General features: G+C 61.7%; 17 protein-coding genes. 2 read left to right on the forward strand and 15 right to left on the reverse strand.

The genetic code is table 11. The features are described 5' to 3' along the window. Positions 1-9: 9 nt before the first annotated feature. Both RAE19_RS08505 and glnK read right to left on the reverse strand, forming a co-directional pair. Complete coding sequence (locus tag RAE19_RS08505; protein ID WP_313874463.1) at positions 10-1,524, reverse strand: ammonium transporter; 1,515 nt, start codon at positions 1,522-1,524, stop codon at positions 10-12. A gap of 18 nt (positions 1,525-1,542) precedes the next feature. Beyond that, complete coding sequence (glnK, locus tag RAE19_RS08510; RefSeq protein WP_087495551.1) at positions 1,543-1,881, reverse strand: P-II family nitrogen regulator; 339 nt, start codon at positions 1,879-1,881, stop codon at positions 1,543-1,545. A 249-nt stretch (positions 1,882-2,130) separates the two neighbouring features. Between glnK and RAE19_RS08515 the strand changes: the two genes are divergently transcribed. After that, positions 2,131-3,684, forward strand: a complete 1,554-nt coding sequence (locus RAE19_RS08515; RefSeq protein WP_313874464.1) for a YifB family Mg chelatase-like AAA ATPase — start codon at positions 2,131-2,133, stop codon at positions 3,682-3,684. A 75-nt stretch (positions 3,685-3,759) separates the two neighbouring features. Here RAE19_RS08515 and RAE19_RS08520 read toward each other — a convergent pair whose 3' ends face one another. The 13 genes from RAE19_RS08520 to RAE19_RS08580 form a co-directional block, all read right to left on the reverse strand. Further along, positions 3,760-4,830 (reverse strand): tetratricopeptide repeat protein, encoded by a 1,071-nt coding sequence (locus tag RAE19_RS08520; RefSeq protein ID WP_313874465.1) that lies wholly within the window; start codon positions 4,828-4,830, stop codon positions 3,760-3,762. Further along, the gene (locus tag RAE19_RS08525; protein WP_313874466.1) at positions 4,827-5,243 is read right to left on the reverse strand and encodes a hypothetical protein; all 417 of its coding nucleotides are present in this window, start codon (positions 5,241-5,243) and stop codon (positions 4,827-4,829) included. Before RAE19_RS08525 ends, RAE19_RS08520 begins: the two co-directional genes overlap by 4 nt. A 24-nt stretch (positions 5,244-5,267) precedes the next feature. Continuing rightward, positions 5,268-5,741: an ExeA family protein gene (locus RAE19_RS08530; protein WP_313874467.1), complete on the reverse strand. Its 474-nt coding sequence runs from the start codon at positions 5,739-5,741 to the stop codon at positions 5,268-5,270. Further along, complete coding sequence (locus RAE19_RS08535) at positions 5,741-7,489, reverse strand: secretin N-terminal domain-containing protein (RefSeq protein ID WP_313874468.1); 1,749 nt, start codon at positions 7,487-7,489, stop codon at positions 5,741-5,743. Before RAE19_RS08535 ends, RAE19_RS08530 begins: the two co-directional genes overlap by 1 nt. Before the next feature lie 11 nt (positions 7,490-7,500). Beyond that, entirely contained in the window at positions 7,501-7,977 is a 477-nt protein-coding gene (locus RAE19_RS08540; RefSeq protein WP_313874469.1) for a hypothetical protein, read from the reverse strand. Beyond that, on the reverse strand, positions 7,974-8,597 hold the full coding sequence (locus RAE19_RS08545) for a hypothetical protein (protein WP_313874470.1): 624 nt from the start codon (positions 8,595-8,597) through the stop codon (positions 7,974-7,976). Before RAE19_RS08545 ends, RAE19_RS08540 begins: the two co-directional genes overlap by 4 nt. After that, positions 8,594-9,274, reverse strand: a complete 681-nt coding sequence (locus RAE19_RS08550; RefSeq protein WP_313874471.1) for a PilN domain-containing protein — start codon at positions 9,272-9,274, stop codon at positions 8,594-8,596. The genes RAE19_RS08545 and RAE19_RS08550 overlap by 4 nt, the downstream gene beginning before the upstream one ends. Positions 9,275-9,295: 21 nt before the next feature. After that, the gene (locus tag RAE19_RS08555) at positions 9,296-10,345 is read right to left on the reverse strand and encodes a hypothetical protein (protein ID WP_313874472.1); all 1,050 of its coding nucleotides are present in this window, start codon (positions 10,343-10,345) and stop codon (positions 9,296-9,298) included. A 162-nt stretch (positions 10,346-10,507) separates the two neighbouring features. Continuing rightward, positions 10,508-13,501 (reverse strand): DUF6701 domain-containing protein, encoded by a 2,994-nt coding sequence (locus tag RAE19_RS08560; RefSeq protein ID WP_313874473.1) that lies wholly within the window; start codon positions 13,499-13,501, stop codon positions 10,508-10,510. After that, a complete protein-coding gene (locus RAE19_RS08565) occupies positions 13,501-13,911 on the reverse strand; it encodes a hypothetical protein (protein ID WP_313874474.1) in 411 nt (136 codons plus the stop codon). Before RAE19_RS08565 ends, RAE19_RS08560 begins: the two co-directional genes overlap by 1 nt. Further along, positions 13,908-14,810: a prepilin-type N-terminal cleavage/methylation domain-containing protein gene (locus tag RAE19_RS08570; RefSeq protein WP_313874475.1), complete on the reverse strand. Its 903-nt coding sequence runs from the start codon at positions 14,808-14,810 to the stop codon at positions 13,908-13,910. Before RAE19_RS08570 ends, RAE19_RS08565 begins: the two co-directional genes overlap by 4 nt. Positions 14,811-14,823: 13 nt before the next feature. Beyond that, complete coding sequence (locus RAE19_RS08575) at positions 14,824-15,276, reverse strand: type IV pilus modification PilV family protein (RefSeq protein WP_313874476.1); 453 nt, start codon at positions 15,274-15,276, stop codon at positions 14,824-14,826. Continuing rightward, complete coding sequence (locus RAE19_RS08580; protein ID WP_313874477.1) at positions 15,263-15,721, reverse strand: pilus assembly FimT family protein; 459 nt, start codon at positions 15,719-15,721, stop codon at positions 15,263-15,265. The genes RAE19_RS08575 and RAE19_RS08580 overlap by 14 nt, the downstream gene beginning before the upstream one ends. 192 nt (positions 15,722-15,913) lie before the next feature. Here RAE19_RS08580 and RAE19_RS08585 point away from each other — a divergent pair, with 192 nt between their 5' ends. Beyond that, the gene (locus tag RAE19_RS08585; protein ID WP_313874478.1) at positions 15,914-18,016 is read left to right on the forward strand and encodes an O-antigen ligase family protein; all 2,103 of its coding nucleotides are present in this window, start codon (positions 15,914-15,916) and stop codon (positions 18,014-18,016) included. Positions 18,017-18,051 lie beyond the last annotated feature (35 nt).

An 18,051-nucleotide genomic window follows, 5' to 3' on the forward strand; every position in this document is an offset into this window, starting at 1 on the left:
ATTCAGGGTTTAGCGGTTGTAAGCGGTTTCGCCGTGGCTGGAGATGTCCAGACCTTCGCGCTCTTCTTCTTCAGAGACGCGCAGACCGATCACCAAGTCCACCAACTTGAAGGCGATGAAGGACACCACGCCCGACCACACGATGGTGATCAACACGCCTTCCGCCTGGATCCACACCTGGTTGGCGATGGAGTACTCAGCGCCCACGGCGTTGGCCACGTAGTCATACACGCCAGTGCCACCCAAGGAAGGCGCTGCAAACACGCCGGTCAACAAAGCGCCCACGATACCGCAGACACCGTGCACACCGAACACGTCCAGGGAGTCGTCTGCGCCCAAGAGACGCTTCAGACCGTTCACACCCCACAGGCCTGCAAAGCCACCGATCAAGCCGATCGCGATGGAGCCCATAGGACCCACGAAACCGCAAGCGGGAGTGATCGCCACCAAACCAGCCACTGCACCGGAGGCCGCACCCAACATGGAAGCCTTGCCGCGGGACAGTGATTCACCGGTAATCCAGGCCAACGTAGCGGCAGCCGTTGCCAACATAGTGTTGATGAAGGCCAATGCCGTCAGGCCGTTGGCTTCCAGGTTGGAGCCGGCGTTGAAGCCGAACCAGCCGAACCACAGCATGGCAGCGCCCACCATGGTCAAGGTCAGGCTGTGAGGAGCCATGGGCTCTTTGCCGTAACCGATGCGCTTGCCCACCACGTAGGCACCGACCAAACCAGCAACCGCTGCGTTGATGTGCACCACGGTGCCGCCAGCGAAGTCCAAGGCACCCTTGCCCCACAGGTAACCGGCAGCTGCCACGACTTTTTCCAGGGAAGCGGCGTCGGAGATGGCGTCAGGGCCGGCCCAGTACCAGACCATGTGTGCCATGGGCAGGTAGCTGAAGGTGAACCAGATCACGCAGAAAGCCAGTACTGCAGAGAACTTGATGCGCTCAGCAAAGGCACCCACGATCAGGGCACAGGTGATGGCCGCAAAAGTGGCTTGGAAAGCAATGAAAGTCAACTCAGGAATCACGACACCCTTGCTGAAGGTAGCGGCCACCGAGTCCACGGTGACACCCTTCAGGAACAGCTTGTCGAAAGTACCGAAGAAGGCACCGTCACCGCCGAAGGCCAAGGTGTAGCCGTAGATGGCCCACAACACATAGATCAGTGCAGTAACCACGAACACTTGCATCAGCACCGACAACATGTTCTTGCTGCGGACCAGGCCGCCGTAGAACAAAGCCAGACCGGGCAAGGTCATGAACAGGACCATGGCCGTCGAGATCGTCATCCAGGCGGTGTCGCCCTTGTTAGGAACCGGTGCTGGTGCAGCGGCTGGAGCTGCTTCAGCGGCAGCAGGTGCTGCAGCCGGTGCGGGCGCAGCAGCAGGCGCTGCAGCTTCAGGGGCAGAAGCGGTTGCGGCAGGCGCATCAGCCGCCGGCGCAGCGGTTTGGGCCAACGCAAAAGAACCGGCTGTCATCAGGCTCAAGCCCAGAGCCAGCGTGGCGAGAAGTTTTTTCATGTCGTGCTCTCTTTCTATTTACAGCGCTTCTTTGCCGGTTTCACCGGTGCGGATGCGGACCACTTGTTCCAGGTCGTAGACAAAAATCTTGCCGTCGCCGATCTTGCCGGTGCGGGCGGCGCCCTCGACCGCTTCGATGACGCGCTCTACCAAAGCGTCGTCAATCGCCGCTTCAATCTTGACCTTGGGAAGGAAGTCGACCACGTACTCTGCACCGCGGTACAGCTCTGTGTGGCCTTTTTGGCGGCCGAAGCCTTTGACTTCAGTCACGGTAATGCCTTGCACTCCCATGCCGGACAAGGCTTCGCGCACCTCATCGAGCTTGAACGGTTTAATGATGGCCGTCACGAGTTTCATGTGTTCACCTCAGCTTGATAGTTAATGACAGAGTCCGGGCCTGGTGGCTTGCCGCGCCAGGTTTTCGGGAGCTAAGAGGCATAAAGCAGAAGCCGTGCCAAGTTGCGCGCCGGTGGTGTTCTGCAAAAAAGCCCCACAGTTTCTGCAGATTCCGCTAACATCACTGTACAAAACAACAGTTTGCACGGCAATGGTGCACCACAGCGCAATGCACCGAGATATTGCGCACCTTTTTGGGAAATCAGGGAAATGAGCTTGTCTTTGGTGCAAAGTCGCGCGTTATTGGGGCTCGAAGCGGTTCAAGTAACCGTGGAGGTGCACTTGGCCAACGGGCTCCCGAGCTTCACCTTGGTCGGTTTGGCCGATGTAGAAGTCAAAGAGGCCCGTGAGCGGGTGCGCTGCGCCATTCAAAACAGTGGCCTCGAGTTCCCTAACAACAAACGCATCACCGTTAACTTGGCACCGGCCGACCTGCCCAAAGACTCCGGCCGGCTGGATTTGCCGATCGCCCTAGGCATTCTGGCGGCCAGCGGACAGGTAGATGCCCAAGCACTGGCAGGCTTTGAATTTGCGGGTGAACTGTCCTTGTCCGGAGAATTGCGCGCTGTGCGCGGCGCCCTGGCCATGGCGCTGGCACTTCGGAAAACAGCCAGCCGCCCCCAGCTGGTGCTGCCACCAGGCAATGCCGAAGAGGCCGCCCTGGTGCCCGACTCCCGGGTGATCCGTGCCCGGCGCCTGCTGGATGTGGTGCACCACTTCGCGCCGGGCGGTCAGGCCAAGGATGCGGAAGGCATCCCCCTGGAGCAAGACCCGGACGGTTGGGTCCGGGTGGAGCCCACCCCCTTGCAAGCCCCCGCCCCCGGGCTGGACATGGCCGATGTCAAAGGCCAAGTGGCTGCCAAGCGCGCCCTCGAAATTGCGGCTGCAGGCGGACACAGCTTGTTATTGGTAGGCCCGCCGGGCTCTGGCAAGTCCATGCTGGCCCAGCGTTTTGCAGCCTTGCTGCCGGACCTGAACACCGACGAAGCACTCGAGAGCGCTGCCATCGGCAGCCTGTGCGGGCGCTTTGACTTGCAGCGCTGGGGACTGCGCCCCACCTGCAGCCCCCACCATTCTGCGAGCGCTGTCGCTCTGGTGGGCGGTGGCTCGCCACCGCGGCCCGGAGAAATTTCATTAGCGCACCATGGGGTGTTGTTTTTGGACGAGCTACCCGAGTTTCCGCGCCAGGCGCTTGAAGCCCTCCGCGAACCGCTGGAGACCGGCAGCATCACTATCGCTAGAGCGGCCCGGCGGGCCGAGTTTCCTGCGCGCTTCCAGTTGATTGCCGCCATGAACCCCTGCCCCTGCGGTTACCTCGGGGCGGCGGCACGCCCTTGCCGGTGCACGCCGGACCAAGTGAGTCGCTACCAAGGCAAACTGAGCGGGCCGCTGATGGACCGGATCGACCTGCACGTCGAGGTGCCAGCACTTGCGGCCGAAGAGCTGCTGCACAGTCCCCCCGGCGAGCGCAGTGCCGACATCCGCGAACGCAGCCACCAGGCGCGGGAGCGGGCACTTCAGCGTCAGGGCTGCAGCAACCAGGCGCTGGCCGGTCAAGCGATTGATCAGCATATTGCGCTGGAACCCGCCGCCCTGAAATTCTTGCAGACAGCGGCCGCGCAGCTCGGCTGGTCTGCGCGCAGCACCCACCGCACCCTGAAAATCGCCCGCACGATTGCCGACTTGGCTGGCAGCGCCGACACCCAACTCCACCATGTGGCGGAAGCCATGCAATACCGGCGCGTATTGCGCGGTGCCAACTGAGAAGGTAGCGCAACTTGCTATTATTTATATAGCAATCGGCGCAAACAGACAGAGGGCCACAGCCATTTTTGACACTCAAGGCTTCTCGGGAAGCACTACGCCCTGCTGCCGCAGGTAAGCCCAGACCTCTTTGCTCACAGGGCCCAGACTGCGCGCCCGTTCAGCAGAATCCGCCGCGGCGACAAGTTGCCCCAAGGCCGACAACGAAACCGCGGTACCCAGCAGCCAGCGTTGCTCCGCCGGGCGGGATTGAAGCGCCACACCATAAAACTGCACCGCATCCTGATGCCGGCCCAGACGTTGCGCCGCGTTCGCACGCACCGCCCACAACTCCGGCTGCCCGGCCAAGAGCGGCTCCACCTGCGTCATCAACTCCAGCACGGCGGCTGAGCGGCCTTGCGCCAGCTCCATCCGGGCCAGTTCGCGCACCAGCATGAGCTGAGTGGCAGCCGGAGTGGGCGGCTGGGCCCGCTCGGCACCAGCCAGAGAGTCTTGCAGCAGCTGGATCGCCGCATCCGCAGAACCGCTGTTGTAAAGCGATTGCGCCTGGGCCAGCACGTCGCGCACTGCTGTTTGCTGGCGCTGTGCTGCGACTGCCCCGTCCGCCACCGGCTGCGCCGGTTTGGCCGATGGCGGTGCAGGAGGCACAGCGGCCAGCGACGCAACGGGTGCTGGCGAGGCCGTAGGCATAGGGGGCTGTGTCACGGCCGCAGGCGGTGGAGCACTCGCTGGTACCGCGGGTGCTGCGGCGATGGTCGCTGGCGGAAGAACAGAAGAGGTCTGCTTGCCGCCGGGCACTTGGGTGGCCACCGTCAATGCCGGCAGCTCTGACAGCTCGGTCGCAAGCTTCAAACCCGCCCAGGGCGCGGCAGGGGCCGACGCGACGGCCATGGCGCTATCGGTCGGCAGCTCAGCCACCGGTCCTGAGGACATTGATACGGGCGGCGCGGCTGACCACCACCAGAAAGCTGCTGCCAAAACCGCCAGACCAACACCACCGGCCATCAGCAACATGCGCGGGGATCTGCGATGAGCCTCCTCACCACCTATCACCATGCGAGCGCTGGTGCCAGCGCCAATCGCAGGCTCCAACGGGCTGGCGCTGCGCTTGTCAAGGTCGCGCAGCATTTGGTTGATCACACTCATTCCAACACCTCCCCAGCGGTGCGGGTGGGGCCGGACCACCGCTTCCACCAATTCCACGGGTTCCACCAAGGGCCCCCACTGGTGTGGAAGGGGCGCAGGCCCGGCGTATCGCGGACGGCCAGCTTGACATGCATCGCAGAGACACGGTGCACCCCTTGCCCGTAGGCCAATATCAGGCACTTGTGCGCAAGAATATTGATCAACCGCGGCACACCCGCTGTAGCCACCGCCAAACGGTCGATAGCCTCTGGGGTGAACACCTCGAGATCGGTGTGCTCAGTGGCAGCCGCCCGCGCCAAGCGGTGGCGCACATAGTCGCCCACACTCGCGCCAGTCATGGGACCCAAGTATTCGCTAAAGGTAATGCGCTGCAGCAGTTGCCGAATCTCGGGGCGCGCCAGCTTGGTGTCCAAATCGGGCTGGCCCAGCAGGACCAGTTAAATCAGTTTGCGCTTTTCGGTTTCGAGATTCGAGACCAGGCGCAGGCTCTCGAGGCTGCGCACCGGAATCGCCTGCGCCTCGTCGATACACACCACCACTCTTCGCCCGGCAGCCGCATGGTTCAACAAACAGTTGCTGATAAGGGTCATGACAGTGTGGCGGTTGGGGGGGAGTTCGACCTCCAACCCCAATTCGGCCGCCAATGCGCACAGCAAATCGTCGGGCCCCATATCCGGGTTGGGAATATAGGCAGTTACGCACTCGCTGTGCAACGTCTTGAGGAGTTGCCGGCACAAGACTGTTTTGCCGCAACCCAGCTCGCCCACAACTTTCAAAAAGCCTTCGCCACTGCGCAAGGCCACCAAAAGCGTATTCAAAGTCGCTTGCGCACCGTCATGGGCAAAGTAAAAGTCAGTGTCCGGCGTGATGGAAAACGGGGCCTCACGCAGGGCAAAGTGCCCCAAATACATTACTTGGCCGAACCATCAATCTGGATGACCCGGGCGCGGGCGGCATCCATGTCATCAATTGCGGCGCGGGCACGCCGGTTCTGCGCATCCCAGTCTGCCGCACTGCGGATGATGGTGGGCTTGATCAGCACAATCACCTCTTTCTTGCGACCCTGGTTGGCGCGGTTCCCGAACAGGGCACCCAATCCCGGCATGCTGGTAGTGCCCGGTATGCCGGATGCATTGCGGCTTGATTCGAGCTGCATCAAGCCACCAATCGCCACAATGGAGCCGTCCTGAATACGCACCAAGGTGTCTGTCTCATTGACTGCACTGGAGGCCAATGGGAGCTTGAAGTTGCCGGCACTACCCAAATCGATTTGTTTGGACTTTTCACTCACCGTGGTCAGTGCAGGATGCACATGCAAGGTCACATTGACGCCGTCGTCGATTTGAGGCGTCACATCCAGCGAGATCCCCGAAAAGAACGGCGTCAAGGTCACCGTCGGTAGCGTGCTGGTGGTGGCGCTGTTACTGTTGGAGCTGGTGGAGTTGGTGCCACCCGACACATTGGTCACAAAAAACTCATCGGTGCCCACCTTGAGCACCGCCTTTTGGTTATTAAGGGTGGCAATACGGGGGCTAGAGAGGGTCTGCACATCGCCCTGGGTCTCCAGGAAACCCAGCACCGCACCGAACTGGGTGGTTGCAAGTGCCAAACCGAACAAGCCGCCGCCGGTTGCCACGGATGGGAAGGACACCGCACCGTTGATCGTGGTAGTGCCTTGAACAAAGGGGTTGGTGCTCGTCACTCCACTACCGATCACACCGGCAGCGATCTGGTTGGAGCCACTGGTATTGAAAGCCCCCCAGTTCACACCGCTCTGGTAACCATCGCGCAACTCGACCTCTACCACCTTGGCTTCCAGCATGACCTGGCGCTCCACCGAGGCTTGCGCTGCTTTGAGGAATTTTTCCACCTGCCGCAATTCTTCAGGCATGCCGCGCACCGCCATGATGCCGGCCTGCGGGCTGGCGACCATACTGCGGCCTTCACCACTGCCCAGCAGGCTGCGCACGGCACCGGAAAGCTCCCCCCAAAAGTCGGACTTGGAAGTGGTCGATACCCGGCTGTTTTCCGGTTGGGCACCGGTTCCGCCGTTACCGGTCGCACCAGCGGCTGTGTTCGTGCCGCCAGACGATGACTGCGGCAAACCCGCTCCGGACGAGACCCGCAACTCGCTGCTGCCTTGGCGCTGCGAGGTCGGGTAGTTCAAAGTAAACACACGGGTCTGGAGGGTCGGGGCGTACACCGTGATACGGCGCCCTTCTATTTTGAAGTCGTAGCCATAGACATCGCGGATTGCCTCCAGAGCCTCGGTCACGGTCACGCCGCGCAAGGTCACAGACAAGGTTCCTGCCACGTCAGGGTGCATCAGCATGCTGTAACGGGTATCTGCCACGATCGCCAGGAACACTTCGCGCGCCTGGGCGTTGTTGACCAGCAAATCCAGACGCGGCTCGGGCGGCGGGGCCACCACGGGGGGTGCAGGCTCTGCCAAGGCTTCGCTCACTTTGGCGGGGACCACTGCTTGCGCCTTGGGAGGGGCTTCCGGTATTTCGGCCAGGATGGCCGCACTCACATCGGGCGTACGCAAGGGCCGGTCCATGCTGCCACAAGCGCCCAGAAGTGCCGCGCTCACCGTGGCACACAGAACCGAAACAGAGCGCGGAATAAAAGCGGTGGAGGACATAGCAATGGGGTTCATAGGTCGGGACTTCACGGTGGTGTGCCGGTGCATGGCGCAACAGGGGTCACGGCTTGGACGGACTTCGGACGGGCGGTTTTTTGTGCCGACTTGCGGGGCGATTCAGGGCCTGGAAGAGGGGCGGCACGGTCACAGGCGTCAGGCGCCTTGGCCACAGACCGCTGGATTCCGGCAAAGCGGGGCAGCTTGCGGATCTTGCGGCCTTCGCGCAACCAGATTTCAGTCTCAGTGATACGGTCCAGCGTAGCCGCACCGACCTTTTTCCCGACGCCGATCAATCGGGTACCGACCACGAGATACGGAACCCCGTTCTGCACCATCACGCTCATGTTGGGCAAAGGCACCTCTGCAGGATCCATGACAGCCCCCGGGGGCAAGGCCACGCCCGCTGCAGCCGGTGGCGCGGTCGGATCGCGCTCGGCGGCACCAGCTATGCCCAGCCAACTCGCCAGCAAAAGGCTACCCACCCATAGACGACTGGGCATCATGGCTGCGCCTCCAACACATAGACACGCAGGGTGAGCTCAGGCCCTTGGGGACCAACCAGCAACTGGAAGCCGCTCCAACGCAGGCGGGGCAACGCTTGCTCAAGACTTTTCACATACCGCGTCAATTCGTTGTAGGAGCCAGTCACTTTGAGCTCGAGGCCCCGGCGGGTGATGCCCGGGATGGTCTCGGTGGCCGGGGTCGCGCCATCCGCCGATACCGTGCCGGAAGACACCAGACGCAAACCCGGACTGCGCTTCAAGAACTGGGCGAGTACCGGCTCTATCGACGGCTCTCCGCTGGCACCGGAGGGCGCGAGCACTTGGATGTCGCGCTGCAGGGCATCCAGGGTCGCTTGCGACTGGGCAAGCTCAGCCCGGACATCCGCATTCAAATCGGTGGGCTTGGACACTAGCGCCAACTCGGCCCGCAAACGATTGACCTCAGAGGACTGCGTCACGAACTGCTGCTGCACCTGCTTCATCGCCTTCTGCGCCGGCGTGAGCCAAATCAAATCAGCCAAGGCGAGCGCCACCACCAAAAGGGAAATGAACAAAAACAAACGCTCACGCAGACTCAGCGCATTGATGCGGGCTGACTGTGCAATCCACCAGGCTTTCATGGTTGGGCTCCCGGCGCTTCAGGCTGCGCTTGGGCGCTCACCAGGTTGAAGGACCACGCCTCTCGCCCCCGGGCACCCGAGGCGCCTGCGGATGCTGCCAGCGCGGCGCCGCCTACTGACGGCGCCAGCGCCGTGCTCTGGATTTTCACGGTGCTGAGGCGCAAGCCGTCCATCAGGGGGCTCTGGGCCAAACGCCCGACCCAATCGTTCAAGGAAGATGGCTCCAAGGTGAAGCCGGTCACTTCCATGCTGCCCGCATCGGCGCGCACCGCGGTGATCCAGACCGAATCGGGGATGCTGCGTGCCACCAGAGCCAGCCGGTCAGAGTGGCCGAATCCGGGTTTGAATTGCCCTTGCTGCAATGCCAGCAAGGCTTGGTTCTTGAGTTGAATCTCGGCTTTTTTAGCTTGCGCTTCTTGGATCAACGCTGGAGAGGGTGGCTCCGCACGGGCTTTGCTCTGGGCGATAGCGGTTTGCAGGCTTTGCATCTCCGAGGCCTGCGTCTGCAAAGCCGAAGCAAACCCGCGCTGGGCATTCTGCAAATTCCACACCCAAGTGGCGCACAGTGCAGCACCCAGAACCATGAACACGCCGAGGGCCAACGCAATGGTGTTCGCCTCGAACTGCTGACGGGGCTTGATCAGCGAAACGGAGCATAGGTTAATTTGTTGGGGCATGGTGTCCTGTCCTGGTGCAGTCTAGGCGTCACCGCGCAACAAAATGCCAAGCAAAGGCAGGCATAAAGGCCGGTCTGCCTCTGCCACCGTGTCCCAGCCCGCAAAGCTGCTGGCGACCTCGAGTGCGCTCACGTTTTGACCGGTATCGCGGCTCAACCACTCTGCCAACTCCGCGCTACGCTCCCCCGCAAACACCTGAAAACCCGCCAAGGGCCACTGCGTCCAGGTGCGTTCCCACAGGTCTATCGAGCGCTGCACTTCCACCAACAGCCGCTGCGCACGGTCGATATCGCCCTGTTCGGCCGGGGCGGAATCTGCGCCTGTGGTCGAAAAGTTCGGGCTGTAAGATCCGCCGCCCGCATAGTCAGGCACGTATTCCTCTACCGGAGTGTAGGTATCCACCGCTGCAGGCTCTGGCGCCGCAGCGGCGGTCCAGGTCATTCCCATGAAGCCTTCGGGCAGGTCCAAGCGGCGGCTGTAAAACAATTCACCGGCTGCGCTGATGGTCAGCAACGCCTGCCGGCCGCCTGACAACAAAAGCGCACCGGTAGCTCGCGCGGGCTCCAGCAGGGTTTGCAAATTGCGTTGCGCCATGTCCTGGACATCGATCACCCGGACATCCCAGTGCATGGCCTCGCTAAGGCCCATGACATCGCGCACAAAACTATTATTCGCAGCCACCACAAACATTTGCGATGCCGCACGACCCTCACCATCGCCGACCCGGAGCACATCCATCGTCAAGTCATCCAAATGCGCGTCCACCATTTCCTTGACCTGGTAGCGGGCAGCAGAGCGCAGCTCTTCAGGGGGGACCGACGGGGCTTCAATTTGCAGCACCTGGTATTGCTCGGGCTTGAGCATGACGTGCGCCGCACGTCCTTTAAGCCCTAAAGCGGTGAGCCGACGAACAAACTCCTCCATGGTGTCGCTGCCTTGGATTTCCACGCCAGCACGCTTCACCGTGAAATCACGACCCGAGCCTGCCGCGACCACATAGGCCAGCGTTTGGCCTGACCACGACACGATCAGCTGTGCACCGGATGCGGCACGCCGCCAAGGCCAGCGCATCGTCAGCAAGCTCCCGTCAGGCGGGGGTGGAAGAACACAGTCGCAACTTCAATCATGAAATAGTTTGATGTCTCAGGAAATTTGCTCTCAGTTTAGTAGCTTGCCACGCCATCATGACACGGATTAAACGGGGTTTTCCAGCAGATTGGCAACCCGACACCCTCAGTAGTTCTCCCGCAAGTAAATCAAGGGGCTGCGGTATTTGCCGAAGGTCGCCCGGGCCGCCGGGTTGGTGCCAAACCACGGCATGTTGGCGGCCGTGGCCGGTGTCGCCGTTGCCGATACGCATGTGGTGGCCGACGCCACCGGAGTCGCGGCAACATTCAAGGTCAAAAGCACACTACCGCTGTTCCCCTTGCCCGGCTTGGACAATTGCAGGCTGGACAGCCTGCCGGCCGCCAGAGTCTGCGAGCTGGTGGGGCTGAGCTGGGTTTCACAGTTATTCAGGTTCTCGGTGTAGCTGCCCATTTGGATGGCAGAGGCCGCAAACGCGGTGCAGCTATCCAGGGTGTTGAGCACATACGCGCTTCCGTTCCAGTAACGGGCCTCCACCGGTATGGGCAAGGGCAGCAGCTCGGAACCATAGGCATTCCCCAAACGCAGTTGCCCATAGCGAATGCGGGTCGTGCCCGTGGCGGTGGTCGGGCCGATCAGGGTGCTGCCATCTGCATCGGCGACCGCCGCTTGAATACGGAAGCTGTCAAAAGGTCCGTCGGGGGTGGTCAATTTGCTGAACGCAAAAGTGTCAGTGATGCTGACCTGCCCCAGGTTCCACAGCGAATTGCTGGGCATCACGGGGAATGCCGGGATGTTGACCAAGCGGGTGATAGCCACTGGGCTCGAGGCGTTGTCTCCACTGAACGTCACAGAGGCCGCTCCCGTGAAACCAGACACCAGGCGACTCACCACCGGATCTGTCGCCGACGCCGGGCCGCCCGTGGTTGCATGGGCCTTAACCACCAGATTCACGGCCAGCGCATCTTGGCCCATATACGTAAAGCCCCCCGCGGTGCAAGCGGGTGTCAGGCTGCCGCTGAAGGAGTAGTGGCTCGGGTACCACCGGCCCATTCGGGCGGAGGCATTACTGCCGATGTTGCAGCCGTACCTGCCGCCCGTCAGCGTGTTGGAGCTGCTGTTCGCCACACAGTCTCCGGCCGCGGCATCGATTGCAGCGAAAGCCGTATCGACCACCGCATCTGCCTGAAACTGGATGTTGCCGACATCGGTGTAGCGGAAACTGTTGCCTGTGGCTGTAACGCCCGTGGCGGCGCCAAATGCACCGGTCAAGGTGCTGGCTTGAATGGTGGCGTTGTTGTGGTCGACCACTTTGGTCTCGTCAATGGCTGGCGTACCGGTGTACCCGCCGGTCACACCAGAAGACGCCGACAGGTCGAAATTACTGCCAGCCACCGCCCGAGGAGTGCCCGTCAAACCCGTGTTGGTTTGCGAAGCGGTGGTGACCGCCAAGCTTTGCGGACGGATGGCGAACCGGTCCGAGGAACACGCATAGAGCGTGGGCGACACATTGGTGTCCGTCACCCTGCAAATCACGTTGCGATGGGCGGTGGGCATGGTGATCGGGGTGGGCATGGCCTTGCGCCCCAGATCCGTGGTCGCAAAGGTGATGTTGCGGCTGGCAATCGGGCCGGTATAGGCCGAGCAACTCGCCGGCGCGGTGGCCGGCTGATCGAACAACTCCACCGTCACGCCGCTGGTGGCGGTATAGGTCAACGCAGGCGTACCGTCGGCCAGGACCGCCATGACATCGAAGTTGAACGGAGTCCCGCTGAGCTTGGTATTGAGTGGGTTACGCCCCGTGCTCGTGGCGATCACATTGTTATACACAGCACCGGTTTCGAGACAGTCGTAACCACCGACACAAGGTGTGCCTACAAAAGTCATGGCACAGCTTTGGGTACCCGTCATCGTGTTGAAGCAGCGCGTTCCGTTCAAAGGAATCGTGCTCAATCCCGTGGAGCCCAGCACCACAGCGCCGCTAGCAGAGGCCTGTAGCGTCACTGTCTGAATGCTATTACCGGACCCAACCGTAAACGTGCTGGGAGTTTTGGACACGGCAGGCACCCCGGGGGTGGTGGTGACCTGCCCGGTCAATGTCCCGGTGCTCACAATGCTGGCAGCAGGGCAAGGCACGGTGGATACCAGACAAGCCAACACCTGGACCGGCTCCGGGCACAAGGTGCCCATGCCATCGTGCCGAATTTCGAGGTGGTCGTAGGGTGGCACCGTGGGCGAACCGACCACAAAGTCATAGCTGAAGGTGTAAGTTCCGGGCGCTATGAACTGATACTGGATACCGATCCCGGTGTCGCGGAGGGTGCCGCTCACTGTATTGATCATCGGTGTAGCTTTGTTGACAGAACAAGTGTCACCGGCATCCCAGAACGTGTCCCATGTGTTGGCACAGTATTGGGAGAAGGGCAAACCCGAGCGCTCACGGAATGACTCTACGATCGTGACCCCTGCGGGAATAGCGGTGGTCGACGTGCACGCGCCAAAGGGTGGGGGATAAGTACCAATCACTCGCTTCCCGTTAGAGTCCACAAATGTCACGCCGCACCCAAGGTCACTGCCCCCCAAAAAGGTGTCAAAAGCATGGCTGTACCGTACGGGATTGGTCGCACTCACCGCAAAGCCCGAGGGAATGACGACTGTCACCTCGGCAATCAAAAAATCGAGCGGGGTGGTGTATTTCCAGACGATAGAGACTTGAGGTCCATTGGTCACCGCGAGTGTAGAAGTTGCCGCTTGCTGCACACCGGCGACCGCAGGGTTGGCAGGTGTGGTGGCGCTGATGGTCTGCGTGTCGTAACTTTGTCTCGTCGTAGTACCCAACCGGAAATTAGAGGGTCCGTAGAGCCGGCCGTTCGCTCGCAAAAACACTCCGTTATCAAGGTCATTGCTGGGCGGAGCCGTGTTAGGTTGAAAGACTTGCCCGGTGCCATTGAGACGCGCGACTTGGATTTGGGTATTCGCATCAATGAACACTCGTAAGCCATTAGTCGCCGTGTTGCCCCCAGTGTTATTGAACTCGATCGCCAGTGCGGCCACAGGTAGCAGCCCCAGGGCCACACAGGCCACCCATCGCCACACCATCGACCGGAGGAACCGGAAAAACACTTTGATTCGGGTCGTCATCACATCTCCATGCTGGCGCTGACACTGCGCTCTACGTAGTTGCTTCCACCGGCAACACCCAAGCTGGCCCGGGCGTCCAGCCGGTAAATGACCACATTGCCACCGCTATCGGCATAGACGGTGCGGCTACACGTCACCAGGACGGTGTAGCCATCCACATTGCGGCCAGCCGCACTGGTGAAGTCGCCCGAGGGGCAGGCGGCGTTGCTCGCAACCAGGCTTGCCACCCCCCACGCGAGGCCGCCGCGGGCCGCCCAGTAGGCGCGGCTGCCTTGCAGGTCGCGGGCGGAGGTCAGCTGCTGGGTGTTCGAAAACGACACCATAAAGCCGCCCAAGGCAGCCAGCACCACCACCAAAAAGATGGCGGCGATGGCGGCAAAGCCGTGTTGCTGGGGGAGTATTCGTGTCATGGCGTGTTGTTGACCTGGATCTGGTGATAAAGGTTCACCGTTTCCGCATTCCGGGTGATGGAGAGCGACATTTGCACCAGCCCGTTGCGCTGCGAATCCGTGTCGTTGTAGGTGAAACTGCAGGAGGACACATCCGAAATCAACACCGGCGCTGCGCTCACCGGGTTGCCTGCACTGCCGCAATACCGGGTGGCGCTATTGGTGAACAACACCCCGGTGCCGGTGGTCACCCCGGGCGTTACCAAGCGGCGCAGGGTACTGCCGTTACAAACATAGGCCACCACGTTTTCCTCGACCGGCACCACATGGAAACGCTTGGTTCCGGACTCCAACGGAAACAGCTTGGGTGCTGCCAGGGTGATCGTGGTCTCCTCGGCACCGCTGGTGGCATCGGAACTGAGGCTGGCAACCCGCGCCACGTTGTCGCCGTTATAGGCAGTCACATTGGTGATGCCGAGGTTGTAAACCACCACCAAGTCGTTGATACCGATCCGCTGATCCGCCGGCCAATCTGCATTACGGCCCAGCATGTTGAAGTCCGTATCTGCCGTTGTGAAATCGAGCCCCTTGCCCACCGTACCGTCGGTCGGACGATTGTTCTCCCGGTAGCGGGCGCCGTTGCGGGTGGGAATGAATTCCAGGCAAGTGTCTGCCCCGCTGGTACTCACCCGCACACTGTTGGGCAAGGCCTTGCGGATATCCCGCGAGATGCGCCGGACTACGGTGTCTGCCACGTCGGTCAGGGCGGCCCGACGTCCGCTGTCGACATACGCTTGGATGGGTGCCCGCATGAACACCGCCACCACCCCACCGATCACCCCCATGATCACAATCACGATCACCAGCTCCACCAGGGTGAAGCCCGTTTGTTGCCGCAAAGCTTGAACCGGAGTTTTCATCGTTGGTGACCGCTCAATAATTGGTCCGGTAACCGGTCAATACCATCGACTCGGTGCCACGCGTCACCGTGACGCGCACCCTTTTGGCCTCGATACCCAGTGTCGTGTTGTCGGCCGTGACGGCAATCGTCAGTGCGTAACCGGACAAACTGGCGGGGAACGCAAATGCCGCTTGTGTTTGACCGTTGTAATCGTCCACATCGTCCCACAGGTCCCGGCTTGCCTCGACGACGGCAGGCGAGTTGTCCGGATCGGTATAGGCTTTTTGCAGCACCTCTTCGAGCACCGACTCCGCGATGGCGATAGCCTGTTTGCGGATCATGGGGTCCGCGCTGGATTTCACCGAGTTGTCCATCACCGACAAAATGCCCGCCAAGCCCGCACCCACCACCACGATAAAAATGAGCAGCTCCACCAGAGTGAAGCCGCTTTGACGGTGAGCAGACTCCTCCTTAATCATGCACATACCCGGTGCCTGCTTCAATGGTGATCGACGGTGTCACATTGGCCACCTGCAGGACTTGCGTCGGGGCGGCCGCGCCGGTGCTGGCGTTGACAGGTTGCCCCAGCCCATCAAAGTTGAAAGAGGTCAAGGTGCTGCTGAACGCCACCCCGCTGCGGGCTATAAGCCTGGCTTCACCGCCCGGCCCGGGCAGGTCGATGGCGCAGGTGTTGCTGCCCGCCACGTCAGCCAAGCGCAAACGAATTTCACTGGCGGACAATTCCACACAGACGGTGCGGCGCTGGGCGATGGCGGTTTTCTGGGCATAGCGCAAATAGGCGAGCGATTGGTCATTGAACCCGCGGGCATAGAAATCACCCGTGTTGATCATGCGCGGCACCGCGTACACCGACAGCACCCCGAGCAACACAATCACCATGACCAACTCCACCAGCGTGAAACCGCGCATGCGCCTGCCCCGAGACGCGGGCATCGATTCCAACGCAAAATCCAAGGAAGCGGGCGGTGACATGTATCGTTTACATTTGCTATGCTTTTAGGAGCTATTCGCGCAGGAAAATCAAACGCTACAGCCTTATTTAATCATCAATCGTTGACCCCATAGCGGGGTCGCGGTGGACCCGCAAAGCTTACCTCCAACATGCCTGCTGCACCAGCCTCCAATGCACCCGAAAGTACCGCCATTTCTGCGGCCACTGCGTCCGCTCACCGGAAGACCCGGGGCGCCGCTTGGGCACTCGCGCTCACCCTTGCGCTCATGCCGGCGCTGGGTGTTCCCGGGGAATGGGTGTTGCAGGACACGCTGAAGTCCGCGCTGCTGGCTAGAGGCGTGGTGTGCGCCTTGGCACTGCTGCTCATTCGAGCGCTCCAGGCTCCTCGCGGGGAAAGCATCCCCTGGTTTCTTCATGGCCTGTTGGCGTTTCCAGCCGTCTTGTGCCTGTATGCGCTGGGCAGCATGGCGTGGTCGCACAGCTATCTGGCGGGGGCAGAGGCTGCGCGCTGGTGCGTGCTTGGCGCGCTGCTATGGGCCACCCTGCAGGTGCTGCGGGGCGGACACGCCATGCTGCTGGTGTGGGGCATCCATGCGGGCGCGGTCGGTGCAGCGGCGTGGGGCGCCGCGCAGTTTTGGGGAGACCTCTCCTGGTTCCCACAAGTGGCCGCGCCGGCCTCGGTGTTTGTGAATCGCAACTTCTTTGCGGAATATCTGGTGTGCACCTTGCCGTTCTCGGCGTATGCCCTGATGCAGCTGCGTTCCCCCAAGGGGCGGGGCCTCATGGCACTGTCGCTGGCATGGAACCTTGCGGCCCTGCTCATGACTGGCACCCGCTCGGCACTGATAGCAGCAGCCATCATGGTGCCTGTCACTTTGGTCGTGCTGTGGCGCTACCGGCGGGCGGCCGATAGTCCGTCTTGGTCTCAGCGCGACCTGGCGCTCACCGGCTCGGTTTTGCTGCTGGGGCTGGCAAGCTTGGCGCTGATCCCGAGCAACAGCCCGACCATCGTGGCACAAGGGTATGGGTTGACACCTTTGGAGCGCAGTGTGTACCGTGCGGGCTCAGTGGCACGGGCCGAGGAGTTCACAGAGGGCTCGTTTTCTGCACGCTTGCTCATGTGGCGTGCCAGCATCCGCATGCTGATAGATCAGCCGTGGACCGGGGTCGGTGCGGGTGCGTGGGAAGTGCATATTCCGCGCTACCAAGGTGCCCAAAACTCCGTCGAAACCGACTTTTATGCCCACAACGAGCCCTTGCAACTGCTGGCCGAATACGGCCTGCCGGTCGGTGGTGGCCTTTTGGCAGGCCTGCTCGGGTACCTGCTTTTCAGTGCCCAAACCCGATGGCAGCGCTTGGCCCGCGCTCAGCCTCCGGCAGCGGAAGCCTTGTGTGCAATAGCCCTGTGCAGCCTGTTGGGGCTTTTGCTCGTGAGTAATGCAGGGTTCCCGTGGCGACTCGCCAGCACCGGGGCGCTGTTCATGGTGGCGCTGGCGGTGCTGGCCCACGCGGACCCACGCCCCTACCTAGCCAGCGCTGGCACTTTGCGCACCGGGTTGGTAGCAACAGGCTTGGCGGGTTTGGTGATTCTGGTGGTGAGCGGCTTGGCGTTCCGGGCCGAATTCAGCATTATTCGCAGCATCCAGACGCTCAACCTCATCCTGAAGAACCCCACCATGCTGCCTGCGGATTGGCAGCGGCTACAAACCGAGGCGTGGGACTGGCTCAAAAAAGGGGTGGAAATTCACGCCCACTACCGCAAGCTCACGGCACAAGCGGCAGACGGCTTTGCCGCCACCGGCAACTTGCAGGCAGCACTCTGGGCCCAAGACTCAATCGCGGTATCCCGCCCGTACATTCCGGATGTCCGTGCCAACCAGGTCTTGCTGAATGTGGCCCTGGACCGCAACGGCCCTGCCGCCGAGGCGCTTGCCGCTCTTGCGGCCTTGCAACCGGATACCCCGCGTACGCGGGCTTTGGACATTCTGCTCATGCGGCGCACCGGCCAGACCGCAGAGGCTGCCCACAAGCTCCGCACCTACTTTGTAGCAGGGGTGCCCCAGTACGATTTGATCCAAATGGCCATCGCGATGGGCCTTGAAACCGGGGATGCGACCTTGACGACACAAGCCTACCGGCTGTGGGTACGCCACTGGCCGCAAGACCGCCAGGCGCAAGCGGCGAGCCTGGATACCGCTCCCGCCGCTTGGCGGGACGCTATGCGCCAACCCGACGAAGCGGTTCGCCCATGAAAAAAGCCAGTGTGGCAAACCACACTGGCTTTCCG

Origin of the sequence: Rhodoferax potami, assembly GCF_032193805.1 — a bacterium.
Taxonomy (GTDB): Bacteria; Pseudomonadota; Gammaproteobacteria; order Burkholderiales; family Burkholderiaceae_C; genus Allorhodoferax; species Allorhodoferax potami_A.

Coding starts and splice junctions, on each gene's coding strand:
- RAE19_RS08585 (WP_313874478.1), top strand. CDS start 15,914: ATGCCTGCTGCACCAGCCTCCAATGCACCCGAAAGTACCGCCATTTCT.
- RAE19_RS08570 (WP_313874475.1), bottom strand. CDS start 14,810: ATGAAAACTCCGGTTCAAGCTTTGCGGCAACAAACGGGCTTCACCCTG.
- RAE19_RS08550 (WP_313874471.1), bottom strand. CDS start 9,274: ATGCCCCAACAAATTAACCTATGCTCCGTTTCGCTGATCAAGCCCCGT.
- RAE19_RS08505 (WP_313874463.1), bottom strand. CDS start 1,524: ATGAAAAAACTTCTCGCCACGCTGGCTCTGGGCTTGAGCCTGATGACA.
- RAE19_RS08560 (WP_313874473.1), bottom strand. CDS start 13,501: ATGACGACCCGAATCAAAGTGTTTTTCCGGTTCCTCCGGTCGATGGTG.
- RAE19_RS08520 (WP_313874465.1), bottom strand. CDS start 4,830: ATGAGTGTGATCAACCAAATGCTGCGCGACCTTGACAAGCGCAGCGCC.
- RAE19_RS08535 (WP_313874468.1), bottom strand. CDS start 7,489: ATGAACCCCATTGCTATGTCCTCCACCGCTTTTATTCCGCGCTCTGTT.
- RAE19_RS08575 (WP_313874476.1), bottom strand. CDS start 15,276: ATGTGCATGATTAAGGAGGAGTCTGCTCACCGTCAAAGCGGCTTCACT.
- RAE19_RS08540 (WP_313874469.1), bottom strand. CDS start 7,977: ATGATGCCCAGTCGTCTATGGGTGGGTAGCCTTTTGCTGGCGAGTTGG.
- RAE19_RS08530 (WP_313874467.1), bottom strand. CDS start 5,741: ATGTATTTGGGGCACTTTGCCCTGCGTGAGGCCCCGTTTTCCATCACG.
- glnK (WP_087495551.1), bottom strand. CDS start 1,881: ATGAAACTCGTGACGGCCATCATTAAACCGTTCAAGCTCGATGAGGTG.
- RAE19_RS08565 (WP_313874474.1), bottom strand. CDS start 13,911: ATGACACGAATACTCCCCCAGCAACACGGCTTTGCCGCCATCGCCGCC.
- RAE19_RS08545 (WP_313874470.1), bottom strand. CDS start 8,597: ATGAAAGCCTGGTGGATTGCACAGTCAGCCCGCATCAATGCGCTGAGT.
- RAE19_RS08515 (WP_313874464.1), top strand. CDS start 2,131: ATGAGCTTGTCTTTGGTGCAAAGTCGCGCGTTATTGGGGCTCGAAGCG.
- RAE19_RS08580 (WP_313874477.1), bottom strand. CDS start 15,721: ATGCGCGGTTTCACGCTGGTGGAGTTGGTCATGGTGATTGTGTTGCTC.
- RAE19_RS08555 (WP_313874472.1), bottom strand. CDS start 10,345: ATGCGCTGGCCTTGGCGGCGTGCCGCATCCGGTGCACAGCTGATCGTG.